Here is an 18,886-nt window from a genome sequence, read left to right as displayed (position 1 = left end):
GCTCCTTTTTTGATAGCTGCTATTTTGGCATTTCCCCTGATATACAGATTTCGTTTTGAACAAAAAGAATACCTATAGAAAGATGTATACTAGGCAGGTTTTTTCAATTTTGACTGTATTGCATGTTTAACTTTTCTGATGCCCTTCTCGACTGGTTTGATGTCCATGGTCGTCATGACTTACCGTGGCAAGTGAAGGATGACCCTTACAAAGTATGGGTTTCAGAAATTATGCTACAACAGACTCAAGTCAAAACCGTCTTACAATACTTTGATCGATTTATTCAACGGTTTCCGACTGTTGAAGATTTAGGCCATGCCTCTTGGGATGATGTGGCACCCTATTGGGCTGGCTTAGGCTACTATGCACGGGCTCGGAACTTACACAAAGCCGCAGGCATTGTTGCACGTCAGGGACATTTTCCAAGCAATCTTGAGCAGTGGATGGAACTACCCGGCATCGGCCCATCTACCGCAGGTGCGCTGATGTCTTTGGGTTTAAGACAATATGGCGTGATTATGGACGGCAACGTCAAGCGAGTATTGTCTCGATTCTTTGCTATTGAAGATGATTTATCGAAACCTGTACATGAAAGGTCCATGTGGCAACTGGCGAGTGAGCTTTGCCCCACGGTACGTAACCACGATTATACCCAAGCAATTATGGATCTGGGTGCAACCATTTGTACGCCGAAAAAGCCGCTCTGTTTATATTGTCCTATGCAGCAGCACTGCAAAGCACATGCTCAGGGTTTAGAGACTGAATTACCTTATAAAAAGCCTAAAAAGCCTGTTCCAGTGAGAGAGGCCCAAGTCATGCTGATTCAATCTGCAGGAGAATGGCTTTGGATACAACGTCCGAATAGCGGTCTATGGGGCGGTCTGTGGTGTTTACCTATTTTTGATCAACCCCATGAGTTTCAATCCCACACTCAGCAGCTTGGACTGAAACCTACCACTACTCAAGTGCAAATATCTCATAGTTTTACCCACTTCACTTGGCTTTTAGAAGCTACTGTATTTACTGTTGCTGCCGATCAAAAAGAGCATTTAGCCATTGAATGCAACGCACAGTGGTATACCCCGATACAAGCCACTGCACTCGGTATTCCAACCGCCATGAAAAAACTCATTTCTACGCTAGAACTCGAAAGCCATTCTATGCCATAGTTTTTAACTGCTCATCAATTGTATAGGGACAAATGTGACTCAAGGATTTTTTCAGCTTCGCAAAGGATTGTTCGGCGGTATTGGTTTTATTTTGCTTTTACTCAGCGCCTGTACGTCGACTCCACCCAAACCATCAGGCAGTACATTGCCTGCTCATGAAGTGAAAAAATTACAAAACATGCGTTTATCCAATCAATTGCCTGTTCCTGTTCATCAAGTCAAACGAAGTGCGCTCAAGGATACTTGGGGCGCAGCGCGTAGCCAAGGACGAAGCCACGAAGGCATTGATATTATTGTTCCACGTGGAACAAAAGTTCTCAGTACTACAGAAGGTTTAGTTGCTGACTTACGTAATAACAATTTGGGTGGTAAAGTGATATGGATTATGGGGCCCGCAGGTTCTTGGCATTATTATGCGCATCTTGATGGTCATAAACGTGGCTTAAACGTCGGCGACTATGTCAAAAAAGGTGATGTCATTGGCTATGTAGGTAATACTGGCAATGCTCGACATACTGCACCACATTTGCATTATGGCATTTACTTGGGTGGTAAAGGTCGCAATGCCGTTAACCCCTATCCGTATTTACGTTAATTTTAGGAAACATACATGTCAGAAGCGTTGATCAATCGTCTGGTGGAATTTGCAGAATCTGGTAATCAACAAAAAATCAGCCTCAATGGACAGTCTTATCAGGGCTGGATCATGGAGATCACTGAAGAAGCATTACTCATCAGCACCGGCTACGCAGACAAATCAGGTAAAGATGTATGGATCCAATTTGCCGATCTCGATCAAGCGGAACTGTTGTATTGGGACAATAAAAACGATCAATGGACTGTCTTTAAAATTTAAGTCAAAAGGAGCATTCAACATGACGATACAACGCTGTGCTTGGTGCTCCGAAGATCCTTTGTATATTGCCTACCACGACACTGAGTGGGCTAAACCTAGTTTTGATGAGCAGCATCTCTTTGAAATGCTGTGTCTTGAAGGACAACAAGCGGGGCTGTCTTGGATCACTGTGCTGAAAAAGCGGGCCTGCTATCAGCAGCATTTTTTTCAATATCCCATTGCCGAAATCGCAGCGTTGAGTGACCTACAATTACAAGAAAAATTACAAGATTCAGGTTTGATTCGCCATATCGGCAAACTCACTGCCATTCGTGATAATGCAAAAGCATGGCAACAGTTAAAAGCCCAAGGGATTCATCCTGTGGAATTTCTTTGGAATTTTGTCGAAGGACACATTGCCAATAATGATGTCATTGAATATCGTAGCGCCCCTGCACAAACCGCTCAAAGTCAGGCCATGTCCAAAGCATTAAAAAAGCATGGTTTTAAATTTGTAGGCCCAACGACTTGCTATGCTCTGATGCAAGCCATCGGCATGGTCAATGATCATGAAAATCACTGTGACTTTAAATACACGCACGCAGAATGACCTCAAAACATAAAGGATAGAATAATGAGTGACAATACAATCCACGCCTATGCAGCAATGAACAGTGGTGAAGCCCTTGTTCCCTACCAATTTGATGCAGGTGAATTACAAGCCCATCAGGTTGAAGTCAAAGTCGAGTATTGCGGTCTTTGTCACTCAGATATTTCTATTATCCAAAATGATTGGAAATCTTCGGTTTATCCTGTGGTCCCAGGACATGAAGTGATTGGAACCATTACCCAACTCGGCAGCGAAGCAAAAGGACTCAAAGTCGGACAACGTGTAGGCATTGGCTGGACAGCAGAAAGTTGTCAACACTGTGACTCGTGTATCGATGGTCGCCAAGTCCAATGTACCGGAACCAAGACAGCGACGATCGTCGGTCATGCAGGTGGCTTTGCCGACAAAGTCCGTGCTGGCTGGCAATGGGTTATTCCGCTTCCAGATGATCTCGACCCAACCAGTGCTGGCCCTCTGCTCTGCGGCGGGATTACGGTATTTGATCCCATCTTACAGCACCAAATTCAGGCCATTCACCATGTTGCCGTGATCGGCATTGGTGGTTTAGGTCATATGGCGATTAAATTGCTCAAAGCTTGGGGCTGTGAAATTACCGCATTCAGTTCAAACTTAGATAAAACCGATGAACTTAAAGCCATGGGTGCTGACCATGTGGTGAATAGTCGTGATCTTGCCGCGATTAAAGCGCAGCGTGGGAAATTCAATTTGATTTTAAGCACGGTCAATGTGACGTTGGATTGGCAAGCCTATCTTTCAACTTTGGCACCGAATGGAAGCGTTCACATGCTTGGCCTAGCACTTGAGCCGATGCAAATTCCCGCAGGTATGCTGATCAGTGGTGCTAAATCAGTTACAGGCTCATCAACTGGCTCTCCTGCGGCACTGCGTGAATTACTTCGATTCGCTGCACGTCAAAATATTGCACCTCAAATTGAAATTTATCCCATGTCTCAGGTGAATGAAGCGATTGAACGTTTGCATTCAGGAAACGTGCGTTATCGAATTGTGCTGAAAGCTGATTTTTAACGGCAAAAATCTAAGCCAAGAAAGCCTGCCGCATGCAGGCTTTTTTGTGTCCTTTATACACTCATCAAAATTAGACGGTATTTGAGTTTATGCATTCCTTACGTACCCAATCTGCAAGCAACAAAATGGCCTGCTGAATATCTACAGACAACTCATGCCCGGCATTTAGACGAATACAGTTGTTATAACGATTGTCCTCACCAAAAATTAAACCTGGCACAATATTGATACCATGTTTTTGCGCATGGTAATACAGCGCCAAACTGTCTATTTGTTCAGGCATCTGCAACCACAGTGCATAACTGCCTTGAGGCCGATTTAGACGGATATCAACCCCTTGAAAAGCATCGTAAATAAACTGACGATACTGCTCGACTTGCACCATTAATTTAGGACGCAATTCAGCAAGATGTTGGCGATACGCACGACTAAAAATCAAATCGGCAAGTCCTAACTGCAAAGGCGTATTCACCGAATCATTTTGCAAAAGTAATTTGGGACGTAAATGTTGCAAATGTGGTGGAAGACAAAACCACCCCACCCGATAAGAAGGCGATAAAGATTTTGAAATCGACCCACAATAGATCACATAGCCCGCCCGATCCCAATATTTGATAGGCAATGGTCGCTTTGCATTGAAACTACACTCAGCATAAATATCATCTTCAATCACATAACATTGATATTTTTCAGCCAGTTGTGCAATTCGTTTCTTATCTTCATTACTTAAACAAAAACCCAAAGGATTTTGAAAATTTGCAGTCAATAAGCATACTTTCGCGCCTGAATCCCGCATCGCCTGCTCTAAACGATCTAAATCAAAACCTTCCGTATTGGCAGGAATTTCAACAATTTTCCGCTTCAATAAAGCCAATAATTGCAATTGCCCGTTATAGTTCGGCGTCGGGACAATGACACTCTCCCCTTCCGCACTCAGATTTTGTAACATCACTGACAAAGCCGGCATACAACCATTGCTGATGTAAATATCATCCTTAGGCATATAAAAACCATCTTCAGCCCAATGTGCCGACAAAGCTTCACGCAATTGTGGATGTCCTTGCCGATTGTTATATAAAAAATCTTCTGGTTTACAATGCTTTAATGCCCTTTGGATTGAACGTCTGATTGCTTCAACAGGAACAAAATTGGGGGACAACTGAATTGAACCCAAATGAATCAGGCGACTATTTGCAGATGCTTCATGGATCTGAATTTGTAATTCTAAATTCGAAATTTCACGAGGTCGGGAATCAAAATCAGGATGATTCGGCACGGCAATTTGCTGGGCTTTCTGTGAGGATTGTACAAAATAACCAGACTTTTCTTTGACATAAATGAGGCCTTTGGCTTCAAGTAATTCATAGCAGCGTTTCGCGGTATTTAAACTGATCTGATGCTGCTGTGAAAATTGACGTAGCGCATACAGACGCTGCCCTGCGGCCAATTCACCACTATAAATTTTCTGTGCCAACTGCTGCGCAAGCTGCTGATATTGAAAAGCCATCTGTACCCTTTTTTTAATCATTCTTGTATCTGTACCCATTAAGTTAACAGATTTAAGCTGAATGCATCAGGTTGATATCTCAAAAATAACGATAGGGGGAAAATTAAATGAATGACTTCACACAGCTTCGAGCGGGTCTAATCATCATCAGTACACTCACGCTTATGGCGTGCCAACCCGAACAGCACACTCAAGCTCAAAGCCAGCAAAATTTTATCTGTAAATCTTTAATTCAAGGCTTTTTAAGTGCCCAAAAACTGACGCAATATGAGCTTGAGCAGATCCAACCGATCACCAGCGGCGGGTTACATCAGACGCTATATATTTATAAAGCCAAATCTGAAAACGGTATGAATATGATGCCGCAGCAAGCCAAACTTCGCTTTGCCTGTGAACAAATGACCGCGCGGCAATTTCAAATCAAGTTACATCCGCATCCATTTCTAGAACAAACCTTACTCAGTATCGAACTTCCAGAAGCACAGCACATGCAGCAGTTGACGGCATTTCGTCTGCCTGATCAGCAAAGTCATTGATCGTTCATATTGAACTAAATCATTGCTAAGGCTTATTTTAAAATTTCGGGAAAGGTCGCAACAGTTTTGCTTTTACCCAGCTGCACTTTCATTTTTTGTAGCATTTGATAAGGCTGTTGCTGCACAAACATATTCACGAAACTGAGCGGAATGGAGCCTTCCGGATTTGCATAGCCATAGGTCGACACTTTAACTTTTTGATTGCCTAAACGCTGGAAGGTCCAATCGCCCTCATAGTCGGTTAGGCGTACATAATTGGGATTGATCGGATAACCTTTTTTAACTGCTTTATTTTGGATGCTAATGATGCCTTGTGCATCTTTACGCATTTTGCCTTGTACCACTAAATCACGGTCTTTCAAGGGAAAAGGAAAATCCAGCACCATATATAAACTGAATTCACCTTTCTGGTCATCGCGGGATAAGACTTTGACACTGCCCATATAAGGGACCCAATTCACTGCATTTTCCACATCTAAAATCAGGGAAACCGCTTTTTCGATGGGCACATCAAAACTGGTTTCAGCTTTGTATTGAAAGACAGGATTTTGAGCATTTTGGTAGGTCCAAACCTTAATATTATTTTTATTAATCGTGAGTTTGGCATTATCCATAGTTTTCGCTTGTACTGCCGCAGTGAATGCGACAGCACAGGCCATAAAGATGACTTTTTTCATTCCATTGATCGTCTTATTTTAATTTTATGCTGTTGTTATAACGGATTTTAACGCGCTTTTATACGTCAATATCGTTAAAACCCAGTACATCTTTCATATCGTACTTACGTGCTTCACGACCAACTACCCATGCAGCTGCACGTACTGCACCAGAGGCAAAGTTCATACGGTTGGTCGCTTTATGGGTAATTTCAACACGTTCGCCATCCGCAATAAACATCGCAGTATGTTCACCGACAATGTCACCACCACGAATCGTTTGGAAACCAATGGTTTGACGTTCACGTGGACCCGTATGACCTTCACGGCAATACACAGCATCTTGTTTTAAGTCACGTCCTAAAGCACCGGCAATGGCTTCGCCCCACATTAGCGCTGTACCTGATGGTGCATCAACTTTATGGCGATGATGAGCTTCAATCACTTCAATATCTACAGTATCGCCAAACACTTTTGATGCCAATTCAAGAAGTTTGATTGAAACGTTTACACCGACAGAATAGTTCGCTGCATAGACCACTGGAGTTTCTGTTGCTGTTTCATCGAGATAAGCTTTTTGCTCATCATTCATACCTGTGGTACCAATGACAATCGCAACGCCTGCTTCACGGCAAAGTTTAAGATGCTGTGCCGTTGCTGCAGGTGCAGTAAAGTCGATCACGACATCACAATCTTTTAAAACTTCAGCAAGGTTACCAACAACCTTTACGCCAACCGCGCCAATCCCTGCAAGTTCACCGGCATCCGCACCAACCAAACTACTTTCAGGACGTTCTACCGCAGCAGCCAATTGATAACCAGCTTGCTGAACCGCCTGAATTAAGATGCGTCCCATACGACCGCCTGCGCCCAAGATACCAATACGTGGAGCTGCTGACATAACATTTTCCTAATGTTGATTCGAAATTGGTCTTACTATATCAAAACTCCATGCGCAGGCTAAGTTACAAACAAAAAAATCCTGTATTTTCCGAAAGACTTTTGCAAATCAAGCTCTTCGACAGACGCTGACTATTCCCTCACCAAGTTTGGGCATTTTCACGGTATGATAGGCGCGTTCTATTGATCTTGAATATTCATGAAAACCCTATTGTATCTTTGTGCGGCAGTCTGTATTGCACTGGCATGGCTGATTCCGATTCATTACCGACCTTGGGCCACGTATACCGGTGAGCTTTATACCTTTTTTGCCCTGTTTGCCTTAGCGGCAACGTTCTTTAAAGAAAAGCTCATGGTGGCAAAAATTTCCTTGCCCCTGTTGCTCTTAGCGCTGATTCCCTTCGTCCAATTGGCTTTTGGGCAGGTGTATTATTTTAGTATTGCCTTGCTCTGTATGCTGTTTGTGTTCAGCTTCTGGCTGTGTATCAATCTTGGTTTCAGCCTCTCGCAAGGTACGGAAAAACGCGAAAAAACCTTCCTATACCTAAGCTATACCTTTGTTGCATCTGGGGTCATGACGGGACTCATCGCAATATGTCAGTGGTTAGATTTCGACTCGTTTCTTCCTTTTGTGATGAAAATTAGTGGAACTACGCGCCCATTTGCAAACTTTGCTCAGCCAAATAACATGGCCACGTTTCTGCTCATGTCCTTGTTAGCCTGCTTATATGTTTATGAACAGCAAAAAGTTAAAACCCGCTATTTGGTCGCTTGTGCAATTCCTATTTTAATTGGGGTCGCGCTCAGCCAATCTCGCACCTCTTGGGTGGCAAGTATCTGTGTCCTAGTCTATTTGGCTTATGCACAGTACAAAGATTATATCCGTCTTCGCTGGTTTTACAGCTTGGCCTGGTTTATCGGCTTTGTGGCACTGATTGTATTGATGCCAAAATTAAGTCAAATCATGAGCCAAATATCCGACATGAATATTCAAGAAAGTCGTGACGTAGCTGAACGTGCTGGTGGCGATATGTCTCGTTTAGCCATTTGGCAACAAATGGCGCATGCCGTAGCTGCACAGCCTTGGTTTGGCTATGGTTGGCATCAAACCAGTAGCGCTTTTGTCTCGATCTCTGACACGGTACAAGGGCCTGTATGGATTCGTAGTTCACACAATTTTATTTTGGATTTCTTATTGTGGAATGGCGCTATTATTGGTGTGCCGTTCTTGGCCTATTTCGCCTATTGGGGCATCCAATTACAAAAGTTAGCTAAGTCTGCATTATCTGTCATTGGCCTATTGATGGTCGGTGTCTTCGTTATTCATGCCATGTTAGAGTTTCCGCAAAACTACGCATATTTCTTACTGCCTGCGGGCTTTATTATCGGGATTCTTCAAGCGGCCAAGCCACAGGCGGCTACTTTGAATCTGTCTCCGTGGTTTATCCGCATTGTTTTCGGGATTGGCGCCGTGCTGATTACGGTGATTTATCGTGATTATGCCAATGCAGCGATTCAGCTGGGTCAGGCATCAAAATATGAAAAAACGCCAGAGAAAATCACCAACCATGAGCCGATCTATTTGCTGACGGAATTTAGGCATCGGGTGGCGATTATTCGTTTAAATCCGTACTCCATCGTTTCTGAACAAACCATTCAGGATACTGAAAAATTGGTTCGCAGCTACCCAGCGAAATATCACATCATTAAATATGCACGTTTATTGGCATTTAATGGTCGCGAGGCTGAAGCACGTCATCAGCTACAGCGTCTTAAAAATATTTATCGGCTCGACATGAGCTATGAGAGTTTATTAGCGCCTATAGCACAGCCGAAACCTTAAAACGCTCAATAAAAAAGCCTGCAATTATGCAGGCTTTTTTATAGCTAAGTTCACATCACAGCGAACTCAAGCAAATCATTTCAATTAATCAAACAAACGGTCGAAGAATGATTTTTTCTTCGGAGATGATTTATTGTCATCGCCATCCATCGTGTCTTGTAACTCTTTCAACAATTCACGTTGACGAGCCGTTAAGTTCACAGGCGTTTCCACCACAATACGGCAGAGTAAGTCACCGGTCATGCTGGTACGTACAGGTTTCACACCTTTACCACGTAAGCGGAACAACTTACCAGTTTGAGTCCCTTCAGGTACTTTCAAGCTCACACGACCATCGAGAGTCGGAATTTGAATTTCTTTACCCAATGCAGCATCTGCAATGCTTACAGGCACATCCATATACAGGTCAGCGCCATCACGTTGGAAGATTTCGTGTTCACGTACCACCACTTCTACATATAAGTCGCCTGCTTGGCCATCACGGATCGCCTCACCTTTGCCACTTAAACGTACGCGGTCGCCATTGTCCACACCTGCAGGAATGGTCACTTCTAAAGTTTGCTGACGGTCAGAAACCCCTGAACCATGACATTTATTACATGGGTTCTTAATAATTTTACCTTGACCACGACAGGTGCTACAGGTTTGCTGCACAGAGAAGAAGCCCTGTTGCATACGCACTTGACCTGCACCATGACAGGTTTTACACGTTTCGACGTCGTTTGGATTTTTAGATCCTTTACCATCACAGGCATCACATGGCGCTGGCGCAGTAAAGGTAATGGTTTTTTTCACGCCTTTTACAGCTTCCTCAAGGGTAAGCTCCATAACATAGCGTAAGTCTGAACCACGGCGTGCACGTTGCTGACCACCACGGCCACCACCGCCAAATGCGCCACCGAATATGTCACCAAACTGACTAAAAATATCTTCTGCGCTAAAACCACCACCGAAGCCACCGCCGCCGCCCATGCCGCCTTCAAAAGCTTGATGTCCCATACGGTCATACATACTACGTTTTTCGCTGTCCGATAAAACTTCATATGCTTCTGCAGCTTCTTTGAATTTTTCTTCAGCTTCTGGGTTATCTGGATTACGGTCAGGGTGATACTTCATCGCCAACTTACGGTAGGCTTTTTTAATTTCATCATCACTTGCGGTTTTAGATACACCTAAAACCTCATAATAATCACGTTTAGCCATGTCTGGCGATGCTCCTCACGGAATTTAATTTAATACTTAACTGTGGTCTGAAATTGGGGAATCAAACCATTTTTTCAAGGGGTAGGCAGGAAAAAAATAAATCGACTTAGAAAACAGCCTTATTTTTAACGAATTTGGATAGACCTTGGATCCATGCATTTAATAAATACAAAAAGGCAATCGCAGCAAAGACCACACCAATTACCGTGCATGCAGTCACCCAAAGATAGGTGTCCCAATAATAGAAAAATAAAGGAATAAACCACAGTGCGGCAAAAATGGCCATCATGGAATAAATCACGACGGTGCGCATGACCCAAAGCGCTTGGGCTTGTAGCCAAACTTCTGCAGAATCGATTTGAGTGACTTTGCGTGCAAAGCCGTAGGCAAATACACCACTAATCAGGGTAAATAAAGCGAAAAACATGAAGACATAAGAAATCGCAACATAACGGCGATACTTAGCTAAACTCTCTGCTGTCATCTGTGATTCAACCCCGTACACCACAATATGCCGCGCTGCACTTGTGGTTGTTTTACTTTTTAAAAATGTCTTTGTAGATCAGGTGCTACTATAGAGAAAAATTCAATATTTCGCACCCAATATTATGACACTTTTAAGGATTCTGCTGAGTTTTTTTCACTTTAAACCACTGTGCATATAGCGCAGGTAAAAAGAACAAGGTCAGCAGGGTCGCCACGATCAATCCACCCATAATCGCCACGGCCATTGGACCGAAGAAAATACTGCGAGAAAGTGGAATCATCGCCAATACAGCAGCCAATGCAGTCAACACAATTGGACGGCAACGACGCACAGTTGCATTGATAATCGCATCCCAAGCCGACTCCCCAGACTGAATATCTTGTTCAATCTGATCAATCAAAATCAGTGAATTGCGCATAATCATTCCTGACAGTGCAATCGTGCCGAGCATTGCCACAAAACCAAAGGGTTTATTGAACAATAACAGGAATAACACCACGCCAATAATGCCCAAAGGTGCTGTTAAAAATACGATCATCGCCCGTGACATGCTGCGTAATTGAATCATCAACAAAGTCATGACAACTGCGAGAAATAATGGCATGCCTGCATTTACAGAAGTTTGGCCTCGTGCTGACTCTTCCACAGTGCCGCCTACTTCGAGTAGATAACCATTCGGCATCTCTGCACGTAAATGATCAAATGAATCTTTTAACTCACCCACCACCGTTGCAGGTTGCAATTTACTGCGAATATCCGCGCGCACAGTAATGGTCGGTAAACGGTTACGATGCCAAATCAAACCTTCTTCAAAGCTATACTCAATTTTCGCAATCTGCGCCAATGGCACTGAACCACCATTGCTGGTCGGTACAGCCAAACTGCTGAGAGAACCGACATCCAATCGCTCCGCTTGATCACCACGCATCCGAATTTCAATCAGCTCTCGTTTCTCACGATACTGATTAATCACCGCACCACTGATTGAACTATTCAGGAAATTGGACAGATCTAGACTGGAAACCCCCATTTGACGTGCGCGATCTTGGTCGATGTCCAGTTTAATGACTTTGCTTGGCTCACCCCAATCCAAATGCACATTGGTGGTGTTCGGGTTTTCACTGACTTTTGCAGACACACGTTGTGCCCACTCACGCACTAAGCTTAGATCTTCACCCGACACGCGGAACTGCAATGGATAACCCACAGGTGGCCCATTTTCTAAAAGTGAAACCCGTGTACGTACTTCAGGTAAAAGCTTACGGATTTCTTCTGCTAATGACTGGCGGATCTCATTACGATCATCTAAAGATGAAGCCAATACCACAAACTGAGCAAAACTGGCTTGAGGTAACTGCTGATCTAGAGGTAAATAAAACCGCGGTGAACCTGTCCCCACATAAGCCACAAAATTATCAATGCCCTGTTTTTTCGACAAGAACGCTTCGACTTTTTTTACGGCCGCTTCTGTGGCTTTCAGAGATGCACCTTCCTCGAGCTTTAAATCCACTAAAATTTCAGCACGGTTTGACGGTGGGAAGAACTGCTGTGGTACGGTTTTAAACATTAAAATCGATAACACAAAAATGCCAACCGTCGCTGCAATCACCGTCTTGCGATAAGTCACACAAGTGTCAACCCAACCACGGAAACGTTGATAAAACGGCGACTGATAAGGATCGTGATGTTCGCCGGCATGATGCACCATCGGCTGAGGTTCAGGTTGTTTGCGCAAACGTGCCCACAGGCGCTGATACCAAGGGGCTTTTTGTACCAAATCTTCGTTGAAGTCGGGTAGTAATGTATCCCCCAAATAGGGTACAAACAGCACTGCTGCAAACCATGACACCACCAATGCAATGGTGACCACTTGGAAAATCGAGCGGGTATATTCGCCTGTGCTCGATGCGGCTGTGGCAATCGGCAAAAATCCTGCAGCCGTAATTAGCGTGCCTGTCAGCATTGGAAATGCGGTGGTGCGCCATGCATGTCCGGCGGCTTGTAATCGGCTATAGCCCTGCTCCATTTTGATCGCCATCATTTCGACGGCAATAATCGCATCATCCACCAATAAACCGAGTGCGAGAATCAATGCTCCCAAAGAAATCTTGTGCAAACCGACATCAAACATCTGCATGCCAGCAAAAGTCATGGCCAAGACTAAGGGAATGGAAAATGCCACAACCAATCCTGTACGGAAACCCAAGGAGAAGAAGCTCACCAATAGGACGATAATCACCGCCTCAGCGAGGACTTTCATAAACTCATTGACGCTGCGCTTCACGGCTACAGGCTGATCAGAAACTTTTTTCAGTTCCATACCCAAGGGCAAAGTTTTTTGCAAGCGGGCAAATTCTGTTTCTAGGTTTTTACCCAAAGCCAAAATGTCGCCACCTTTACGCATCGACACGGCAATACCTAAACCATTTTCGCCCATAAAACGCATACGCGGCTGTGGTGGATCACTAAAGCCCCGATGTACATCAGCCACATCACCCAATTGAATCGTTCGTCCATTCACCAATAAGGGCATCTGACGCAGTTCATCAATGTTTTGTAAATTGCCGCTGACACGCACCTGAATACGGTCTGAATTGGTTTCAAAAAAGCCGGCACTGGCAACCGTATTTTGCTGCTGCAAGGCTTGTTGAATCGCCGTCACGGGTATGCCCATTTGCGTGGCTTTGGTGTTGGAAATTTCAATCCAAACTTTTTGATCTTGTAGACCAATTAAATCCACTTTCGCAACGTCTTTGACTCGTTGTAACTGGAGCTGTAAACGGTCGGCATATTCCTTCATGGTGGCATAGTCAAAGTCTTTACCGGTGAGCACATAGATATTGCCAAAGGTGTCACCAAACTCATCATTAAAGAAAGGACCTTGCACCCCAGCTGGTAATTGATAGCGAATATCATTGACCTTTTTACGCACGGTGTACCAAACATCAGGGACTTGCTGCGAACGTAAACTGTCCTTGGCCACAAAGGTCACCATGGATTCACCCGGACGTGAATACGCCATGATGCGTTCATACTGCCCCGTAGTCATCAGTTCTTTTTCAATTCGATCGGTGACCTGTAGCGAAACTTCTTTGGCTGTTGCACCAGGCCAATAGGTTTGAATCACCATGACTTTAAAGGTAAATGGCGGGTCTTCACTCTGCGACAATTTGGAATAGGAAAATATCCCAACGATGCCCAGCAGAATCATAAAATAAAGGATTAAACCTTTATTTTTCAGTGCCCACTCAGACAAGTTAAAATGCATTATTTAACTCCTGTCTGAATGTTTACCGCACGATTTTCACGATCAACGGGTTGTATTTTTTGTTTTTCGCGGAGCAAATGCACGCCGCCAACCACAACAAAATCCCCTGCTTGCAGACCACTAAGTACGGGCACGCTGTCACGTCCGTATTCGCCTAAACTTACTGGAACTTTACGTACCGTATTATCTGCATTGACCACCATCACATACGCCTGCTGACCACTCGCAGACACACTCGATAACGGCACATGCAAAACATTCTGCTGTGCTTTGGTTAAAAATACCCGTGCACTTTGCCCCAGTTGAATGGCACTATTGCCTTCACGCAATGCCACTTTGACACTATATGTACGAGACTGATCGGCTGCAGGACTAATTTCACGCACATAGCCTGCAAATTTTTCCTGTGGTTTCGACCACAAAGTGACCCATGCATCCTGCCCTGTTTTAATTTCAGTAACCGCTTGTTCAGGCACACCAATGACCACTTCACGTTCACCTGCAATCGCCAATTGAAATGCCGGTTGTCCTGCTGCAATCACTTGACCAATCTCAATATTACGCTCAGTAATGACCCCATTTTTATTGGCAATTAATTGGTTATAACCGGTCTGATTACGACTCACATCATAATTTGATTGGGCTTGCTTTAAGTTCGACTGTGCTGCTTTATATTGGTTTTCCACTGCATCATACTGCGAACGACTCACGGCATTGACTGGCAATAATTGCTTAAAGCGTTTTAGTTCATCTTCAGCAATTTGTACAGCGGAACGCGCACTTTCAAGCTGCGCTTGTGCTGCATTCAGTTGCAACTGTGCATCTTTGACATCTAATTTTGCCAAGACTTGCCCGACTCGGACTTGGTCTCCAACATCGACATAGCGCTCAGTGATTTGGCCGCCAACCCGAAACGCCAAAGCCGTTTGCTGGCGTGCTTGTACATCACCCGCATAACTTTTTTGTTCAAAATGTGTGGCGCCCGGCTGAGTCACCATCACAAATGGCACTTCCTGTTCCGTTTGGGCTTTATCCTTGCTGCATCCCCATAAGGTCACACTACAAACGATAATCATGCTGACAACTGTGGTCTTAATCGTACTCATGAAGTTCGCTCTTAATAAAAAGTCTTTTTTAGGGCAGAATATTATTCAATTAATTTGGTTATTTTTTAATTAATAAACCATGCGGTACATTAATTAGATTAATTATCCGAAATCAATGACCTTTTCGCCTTTTTTGGAATTTTTTCAGCAAATGAATGTCGGCCGCCCGAAAGACTTAGAAAAACGACAACGGATTTTAGAGTCTGCAAAACAATTATTTTTAGAAATGGGCTATCACGGTTGCAGCATGAATCAGATTGCGCAACATGCAGGGGTCACCAAACTGACGGTCTATAATCATTTTCAGGACAAAGCCACCTTATTTACCAGTGCAATTGAAGATACCTGTGAATATATTTTAAATACTCGCCCGCGACATCTGCACAGCGAAAGTCATTTTATGCAGGCTTTCGTTGAAATTTGTGAGTTGGGGCTGAACATCATGAATTTGCCAGAAGCCATTAAACTGGATTTATTACTTTTGGAGTTGGCTGCCGAACACAGTCCCTTGGTCGACCAGTTTTTCCGTGCCTCACATTTGAAAATGCGCCAAGTCTGGGAGAATTTCTTTCAAGACGCAGCGGCTTTAAATTTCATTCAGCAGGATAATCCTGCCCGACAAACTGAACTGATTGTGTCTCTACTGATGGGACTACGCCATCAAGAAGTCTTATTGGGCATGCGCCCAGTACCTGAAGCAGCAGAGCGACAGGCCATTATTCACTCTGCCATCGACATCTTTATGTTGAAATATCAACTCGGCACGCAGAGCTAAGCATTTTCTGAAATATTTCAACGCTAAACTGAAACAAATGGCATAGCTATTGCTCATTTACCTAGAAAAGTCATCCGACTTTTGTCTGTACCCCCTTTTGCCACGGCACTTTCGGGGTATAGTCGAGACAGGAATACGCGGAGAAATAACAAATGATTCAACAAATTGATGCTCCATTACGTGAAGACGTGCGCTTACTGGGCAATTTATTGGGTGAAACCCTAAAACAGCATGCAGGACAAGATTTGTTTAATCAGGTAGAGCAAATTCGTGCTTTGTCTAAAGGCGCGCGCGATGGACAAGTTGAAGCTGAAAAACAGTTAGAACAATTATTTTTAAATTTAAAAGATGAAGAAATTCTGCCACTGACCCGTGCATTTACGCACTTTCTCAACTTTGCCAATATTGCCGAACAGTACAATGTGGTGCGCAGCCGTCGCCAAAGTGAGTTTGATGAGCAAGCACCTTCACCGAATCCACTCGATCATTTATTTGAAAAATTTAAAAGCAATAACATCAGTTCGGACCAACTGTTCCAACAAATTTGTGAATTAAAAATTGAATTGGTACTGACTGCACATCCAACCGAAGTCAGCCGCCGTACCTTGATCCAAAAATATGATGGTATTAATGATTGCCTGTTTAAAATGGATCAACAAAAACTTACGCCACGCGAACGCAAAGCCGTACTGGATGATTTAAAACAACTGATTTGCTCGGCATGGCAAACGGATGAAATTCGTCAACATCGCCCGACGCCTGTCGACGAAGCCAAATGGGGCTTCACGACCATTGAACAGACCTTGTGGAATGCTGTACCCAAATTCATGCGTGAATTGGATGGCATGGTTCAAGATCATTGTGGCAAGACCTTGCCTTTAAATGTTGCCCCTGTGCGCTTTGCGTCATGGATGGGCGGTGACCGTGATGGTAACCCAAACGTCACCCATAATATTACTCAAGAAGTGCTGTGGCTTTCACGTTGGAAAGCTGCCGACTTGTATTTACGCGATATCGAAGACCTGCGCTGGGAACTTTCGATTCAAGAATGCAGTAAAGAACTCAGTGATGCTTTGGGCCATTTCCACCCTGAACCCTATCGTGAATACCTGCGTGATGCACGTGAACGCCTCAAAGCCACTCGTCACTGGTTAGCACTAAAACTCCGTGGCGAAGATGCTGATGACAGTCAAGTCATTAAAAGCCGACATGAGCTGCTCGATCCACTGTTGGTTTGCTACCGTTCACTGATTGACAGCGGTTTACCTGAAATTGCCAATGGTCAGTTACTCGACTTTATTCATCGGGTGAATTGTTTCGGTATCGAATTACTCAAACTCGATATTCGTCAGGAATCCACGCGTCATCGCCAAGCGATTTCTGCCATTACTGAATATTTAGGTTTAGGCAATTTTGAAACATGGACGGAGCAAGCCCGTCAAAACTTCTTGATTCAGGAACTCCAAAGCAAACGTCCATTGCTACCGAAGTTTTTAAATGAGCCAAAACAAAGCCTGATTGAACATCCAGATGTACAAGAAGTCTTTGCGACCATGCGCACTTTGGCAGAACAGCCACCTGAAAGTTTAGGGGCTTATATTATTTCCATGGCCGAACATCCGAGTGATGTCTTGGCTGTATTGTTACTGCAAAAAGAAGCCGGCATCAAACAAGCGCTACGCGTCGTGCCACTGTTTGAAACTTTAAAAGATTTGGATGGTGCCGCCCGTACTATGAATACCCTATTCAATATGCATTGGTATAAGCAGCATATTCAGGGTAAACACGAGGTGATGATTGGCTATTCAGACTCAGCCAAAGATGCGGGCTTTATGTCGGCAAACTGGGCGCAGTATCGTGCACAGGAAGAATTAACCGCAGTTGCGAAAAAGCATGATGTACAACTGACATTATTCCATGGCCGTGGCGGTTCAATCAGCCGTGGTGGTGCGCCGACACAGCAAGCCCTATTTTCACAGCCGCCGGGTTCGATTTCAGGTGCAATCCGTGTCACAGAACAAGGGGAAATGATTCGCTTCAAGTTTGGATTAGAAGGCATTGCCTTACAAAACTTAGAAATTTACACCGCAGCGACCTTAGAAGCGACCTTATTACCACCGCCTGAACCGAAACAGGAATGGCGTCAGCTCATGCACAGCATGACGGATCTGTCGGTACAGGTGTATCGTCAAACCGTTCGTGAAAATCCGCATTTTGTAAAATACCTACGAACTGTAACGCCAGAACTGGAACTACAAATGTTACCGCTCGGCTCACGCCCAGCCAAACGTAAAGTTAGCGGTGGGATTGAGTCTTTACGTGCGATTCCTTGGGTGTTCGCATGGACGCAAATCCGTTTAATGCTACCTGCTTGGCTCGGTACAGGTGCTGCGATTAATCAGGTGATTGATCAGGGTCAAAAAGCAACCTTAGAAGAAATGCTACAACAGTGGCCTTATTTCCAAACGTTAATTGATATGTTGGAAATGGTCTTGTCTAAGGCTGATGGCCATGTGGCACTATATTATGAGTCTCATCTGACGGATGACGCAGACCTCAAACAGTTGGGCGAAGAGTTACGTCAGCGTCTACGTGATGCGGTACAAACACTATTAGCACTCAAAGGTGAATCGAAATTGCTTAGCAGTAACGATGTGCTTGACCAATCCATGAAGGTGCGTAAGCCTTATTTATTGCCACTTCATTTACTGCAAGCCGAGCTAATGAAACGCCGCCGTGCTTACCTTGCCGAGCGTCAGGCTGAAAATACCCCAGTTGACCATGCGTTGATGGTCAGCATCGCGGGTATTGCGGCAGGTTTGCGTAACACTGGCTAAATCTTCCAAGTTTTCAAAAAGCACACAGAACTGTGTGCTTTTTTTTTGACCAGTCATATTGGTTTTAATTTATTTTGGAATATATAAAATAAGAAAAATTTATGAAG

At 44.1% G+C, this 18,886-nt stretch carries 16 protein-coding genes; 9 read left to right on the top strand and 7 right to left on the bottom strand.

Annotation, left to right across the window (positions count from 1 at the left end):
• The first annotated feature begins 122 nt into the window (after positions 1 to 122).
• From mutY to FTU29_RS12280, 5 genes are all read left to right on the top strand, one after another.
• The gene (mutY, locus tag FTU29_RS12300) at positions 123 to 1,169 is read left to right on the top strand and encodes an A/G-specific adenine glycosylase (RefSeq protein WP_180122099.1); all 1,047 of its coding nucleotides are present in this window, start codon (positions 123 to 125) and stop codon (positions 1,167 to 1,169) included.
• A gap of 67 nt (positions 1,170 to 1,236) precedes the next feature.
• Positions 1,237 to 1,764: a M23 family metallopeptidase gene (locus tag FTU29_RS12295; protein WP_180122184.1), complete on the top strand. Its 528-nt coding sequence runs from the start codon at positions 1,237 to 1,239 to the stop codon at positions 1,762 to 1,764.
• 15 nt (positions 1,765 to 1,779) lie between these two features.
• Complete coding sequence (locus FTU29_RS12290) at positions 1,780 to 2,025, top strand: hypothetical protein (protein WP_078191630.1); 246 nt, start codon at positions 1,780 to 1,782, stop codon at positions 2,023 to 2,025.
• A gap of 19 nt (positions 2,026 to 2,044) precedes the next feature.
• On the top strand, positions 2,045 to 2,614 hold the full coding sequence (locus FTU29_RS12285) for a DNA-3-methyladenine glycosylase I (RefSeq protein ID WP_180122097.1): 570 nt from the start codon (positions 2,045 to 2,047) through the stop codon (positions 2,612 to 2,614).
• Between the two features lie 24 nt (positions 2,615 to 2,638).
• The gene (locus FTU29_RS12280; protein ID WP_180122095.1) at positions 2,639 to 3,661 is read left to right on the top strand and encodes an NAD(P)-dependent alcohol dehydrogenase; all 1,023 of its coding nucleotides are present in this window, start codon (positions 2,639 to 2,641) and stop codon (positions 3,659 to 3,661) included.
• A 70-nt stretch (positions 3,662 to 3,731) separates the two neighbouring features.
• On the opposite strand, the gene FTU29_RS12275 is transcribed toward FTU29_RS12280, so the two are convergent.
• Complete coding sequence (locus FTU29_RS12275) at positions 3,732 to 5,168, bottom strand: PLP-dependent aminotransferase family protein (RefSeq protein ID WP_180122093.1); 1,437 nt, start codon at positions 5,166 to 5,168, stop codon at positions 3,732 to 3,734.
• Positions 5,169 to 5,275: 107 nt separating this feature from the next.
• On the opposite strand from FTU29_RS12275, the gene FTU29_RS12270 reads away from it, so the two are divergent.
• Positions 5,276 to 5,704, top strand: a complete 429-nt coding sequence (locus FTU29_RS12270) for a hypothetical protein (protein ID WP_257226929.1) — start codon at positions 5,276 to 5,278, stop codon at positions 5,702 to 5,704.
• 32 nt (positions 5,705 to 5,736) lie between these two features.
• On the opposite strand, the gene FTU29_RS12265 is transcribed toward FTU29_RS12270, so the two are convergent.
• Together FTU29_RS12265 and dapB are read right to left on the bottom strand one after the other, a co-directional pair.
• Positions 5,737 to 6,381, bottom strand: a complete 645-nt coding sequence (locus FTU29_RS12265) for an START domain-containing protein (protein WP_180066868.1) — start codon at positions 6,379 to 6,381, stop codon at positions 5,737 to 5,739.
• A 58-nt stretch (positions 6,382 to 6,439) separates the two neighbouring features.
• Positions 6,440 to 7,261, bottom strand: coding sequence for a 4-hydroxy-tetrahydrodipicolinate reductase (gene dapB, locus FTU29_RS12260; RefSeq protein ID WP_078194102.1), 822 nt, complete (start codon positions 7,259 to 7,261; stop codon positions 6,440 to 6,442).
• Between the two features lie 198 nt (positions 7,262 to 7,459).
• Between dapB and FTU29_RS12255 the strand changes: the two genes are divergently transcribed.
• On the top strand, positions 7,460 to 9,103 hold the full coding sequence (locus FTU29_RS12255) for a PglL family O-oligosaccharyltransferase (RefSeq protein ID WP_180122091.1): 1,644 nt from the start codon (positions 7,460 to 7,462) through the stop codon (positions 9,101 to 9,103).
• Positions 9,104 to 9,187: 84 nt separating this feature from the next.
• On the opposite strand, the gene dnaJ is transcribed toward FTU29_RS12255, so the two are convergent.
• The 4 genes from dnaJ to FTU29_RS12235 form a co-directional block, all read right to left on the bottom strand.
• On the bottom strand, positions 9,188 to 10,306 hold the full coding sequence (gene dnaJ / locus FTU29_RS12250; RefSeq protein WP_111885156.1) for a molecular chaperone DnaJ: 1,119 nt from the start codon (positions 10,304 to 10,306) through the stop codon (positions 9,188 to 9,190).
• Between the two features lie 106 nt (positions 10,307 to 10,412).
• Entirely contained in the window at positions 10,413 to 10,790 is a 378-nt protein-coding gene (locus FTU29_RS12245; protein WP_078194105.1) for a hypothetical protein, read from the bottom strand.
• 133 nt (positions 10,791 to 10,923) lie between these two features.
• Positions 10,924 to 14,061, bottom strand: a complete 3,138-nt coding sequence (locus FTU29_RS12240; RefSeq protein WP_180122089.1) for an efflux RND transporter permease subunit — start codon at positions 14,059 to 14,061, stop codon at positions 10,924 to 10,926.
• Positions 14,061 to 15,167 (bottom strand): efflux RND transporter periplasmic adaptor subunit, encoded by a 1,107-nt coding sequence (locus tag FTU29_RS12235; RefSeq protein WP_180122087.1) that lies wholly within the window; start codon positions 15,165 to 15,167, stop codon positions 14,061 to 14,063. The genes FTU29_RS12240 and FTU29_RS12235 overlap by 1 nt, the downstream gene beginning before the upstream one ends.
• A 151-nt stretch (positions 15,168 to 15,318) precedes the next feature.
• On the opposite strand from FTU29_RS12235, the gene FTU29_RS12230 reads away from it, so the two are divergent.
• Together FTU29_RS12230 and ppc are read left to right on the top strand one after the other, a co-directional pair.
• Positions 15,319 to 15,942 (top strand): TetR/AcrR family transcriptional regulator, encoded by a 624-nt coding sequence (locus tag FTU29_RS12230; protein WP_180122085.1) that lies wholly within the window; start codon positions 15,319 to 15,321, stop codon positions 15,940 to 15,942.
• Between the two features lie 152 nt (positions 15,943 to 16,094).
• Positions 16,095 to 18,779 carry a phosphoenolpyruvate carboxylase gene (gene ppc / locus FTU29_RS12225; protein WP_180122083.1) on the top strand — a complete coding sequence of 895 codons (2,685 nt, stop codon included), beginning with the start codon at positions 16,095 to 16,097 and terminating at the stop codon, positions 18,777 to 18,779.
• Positions 18,780 to 18,886: the final 107 nt, after the last annotated feature.

Origin of the sequence: Acinetobacter sp. YH12086, from assembly GCF_013419345.1 — a bacterium.
Taxonomy (GTDB): domain Bacteria; phylum Pseudomonadota; class Gammaproteobacteria; order Pseudomonadales; family Moraxellaceae; genus Acinetobacter; species Acinetobacter amyesii.
This window is presented reverse-complemented; position numbering and strand designations above follow the sequence as displayed.

Excerpts from the sequence above, each read along its gene's own strand:
- FTU29_RS12290 (WP_078191630.1), top strand. The coding sequence starts at position 1,780 with ATGTCAGAAGCGTTGATCAATCGTCTGGTGGAATTTGCAGAATCTGGT.
- FTU29_RS12280 (WP_180122095.1), top strand. The coding sequence starts at position 2,639 with ATGAGTGACAATACAATCCACGCCTATGCAGCAATGAACAGTGGTGAA.
- FTU29_RS12245 (WP_078194105.1), bottom strand. The coding sequence starts at position 10,790 with ATGACAGCAGAGAGTTTAGCTAAGTATCGCCGTTATGTTGCGATTTCT.
- mutY (WP_180122099.1), top strand. The coding sequence starts at position 123 with ATGTTTAACTTTTCTGATGCCCTTCTCGACTGGTTTGATGTCCATGGT.
- FTU29_RS12240 (WP_180122089.1), bottom strand. The coding sequence starts at position 14,061 with ATGCATTTTAACTTGTCTGAGTGGGCACTGAAAAATAAAGGTTTAATC.
- dapB (WP_078194102.1), bottom strand. The coding sequence starts at position 7,261 with ATGTCAGCAGCTCCACGTATTGGTATCTTGGGCGCAGGCGGTCGTATG.
- ppc (WP_180122083.1), top strand. The coding sequence starts at position 16,095 with ATGATTCAACAAATTGATGCTCCATTACGTGAAGACGTGCGCTTACTG.
- dnaJ (WP_111885156.1), bottom strand. The coding sequence starts at position 10,306 with ATGGCTAAACGTGATTATTATGAGGTTTTAGGTGTATCTAAAACCGCA.
- FTU29_RS12270 (WP_257226929.1), top strand. The coding sequence starts at position 5,276 with ATGAATGACTTCACACAGCTTCGAGCGGGTCTAATCATCATCAGTACA.
- FTU29_RS12275 (WP_180122093.1), bottom strand. The coding sequence starts at position 5,168 with ATGGCTTTTCAATATCAGCAGCTTGCGCAGCAGTTGGCACAGAAAATT.
- FTU29_RS12230 (WP_180122085.1), top strand. The coding sequence starts at position 15,319 with ATGAATGTCGGCCGCCCGAAAGACTTAGAAAAACGACAACGGATTTTA.
- FTU29_RS12285 (WP_180122097.1), top strand. The coding sequence starts at position 2,045 with ATGACGATACAACGCTGTGCTTGGTGCTCCGAAGATCCTTTGTATATT.
- FTU29_RS12265 (WP_180066868.1), bottom strand. The coding sequence starts at position 6,381 with ATGAAAAAAGTCATCTTTATGGCCTGTGCTGTCGCATTCACTGCGGCA.
- FTU29_RS12255 (WP_180122091.1), top strand. The coding sequence starts at position 7,460 with ATGAAAACCCTATTGTATCTTTGTGCGGCAGTCTGTATTGCACTGGCA.
- FTU29_RS12235 (WP_180122087.1), bottom strand. The coding sequence starts at position 15,167 with ATGAGTACGATTAAGACCACAGTTGTCAGCATGATTATCGTTTGTAGT.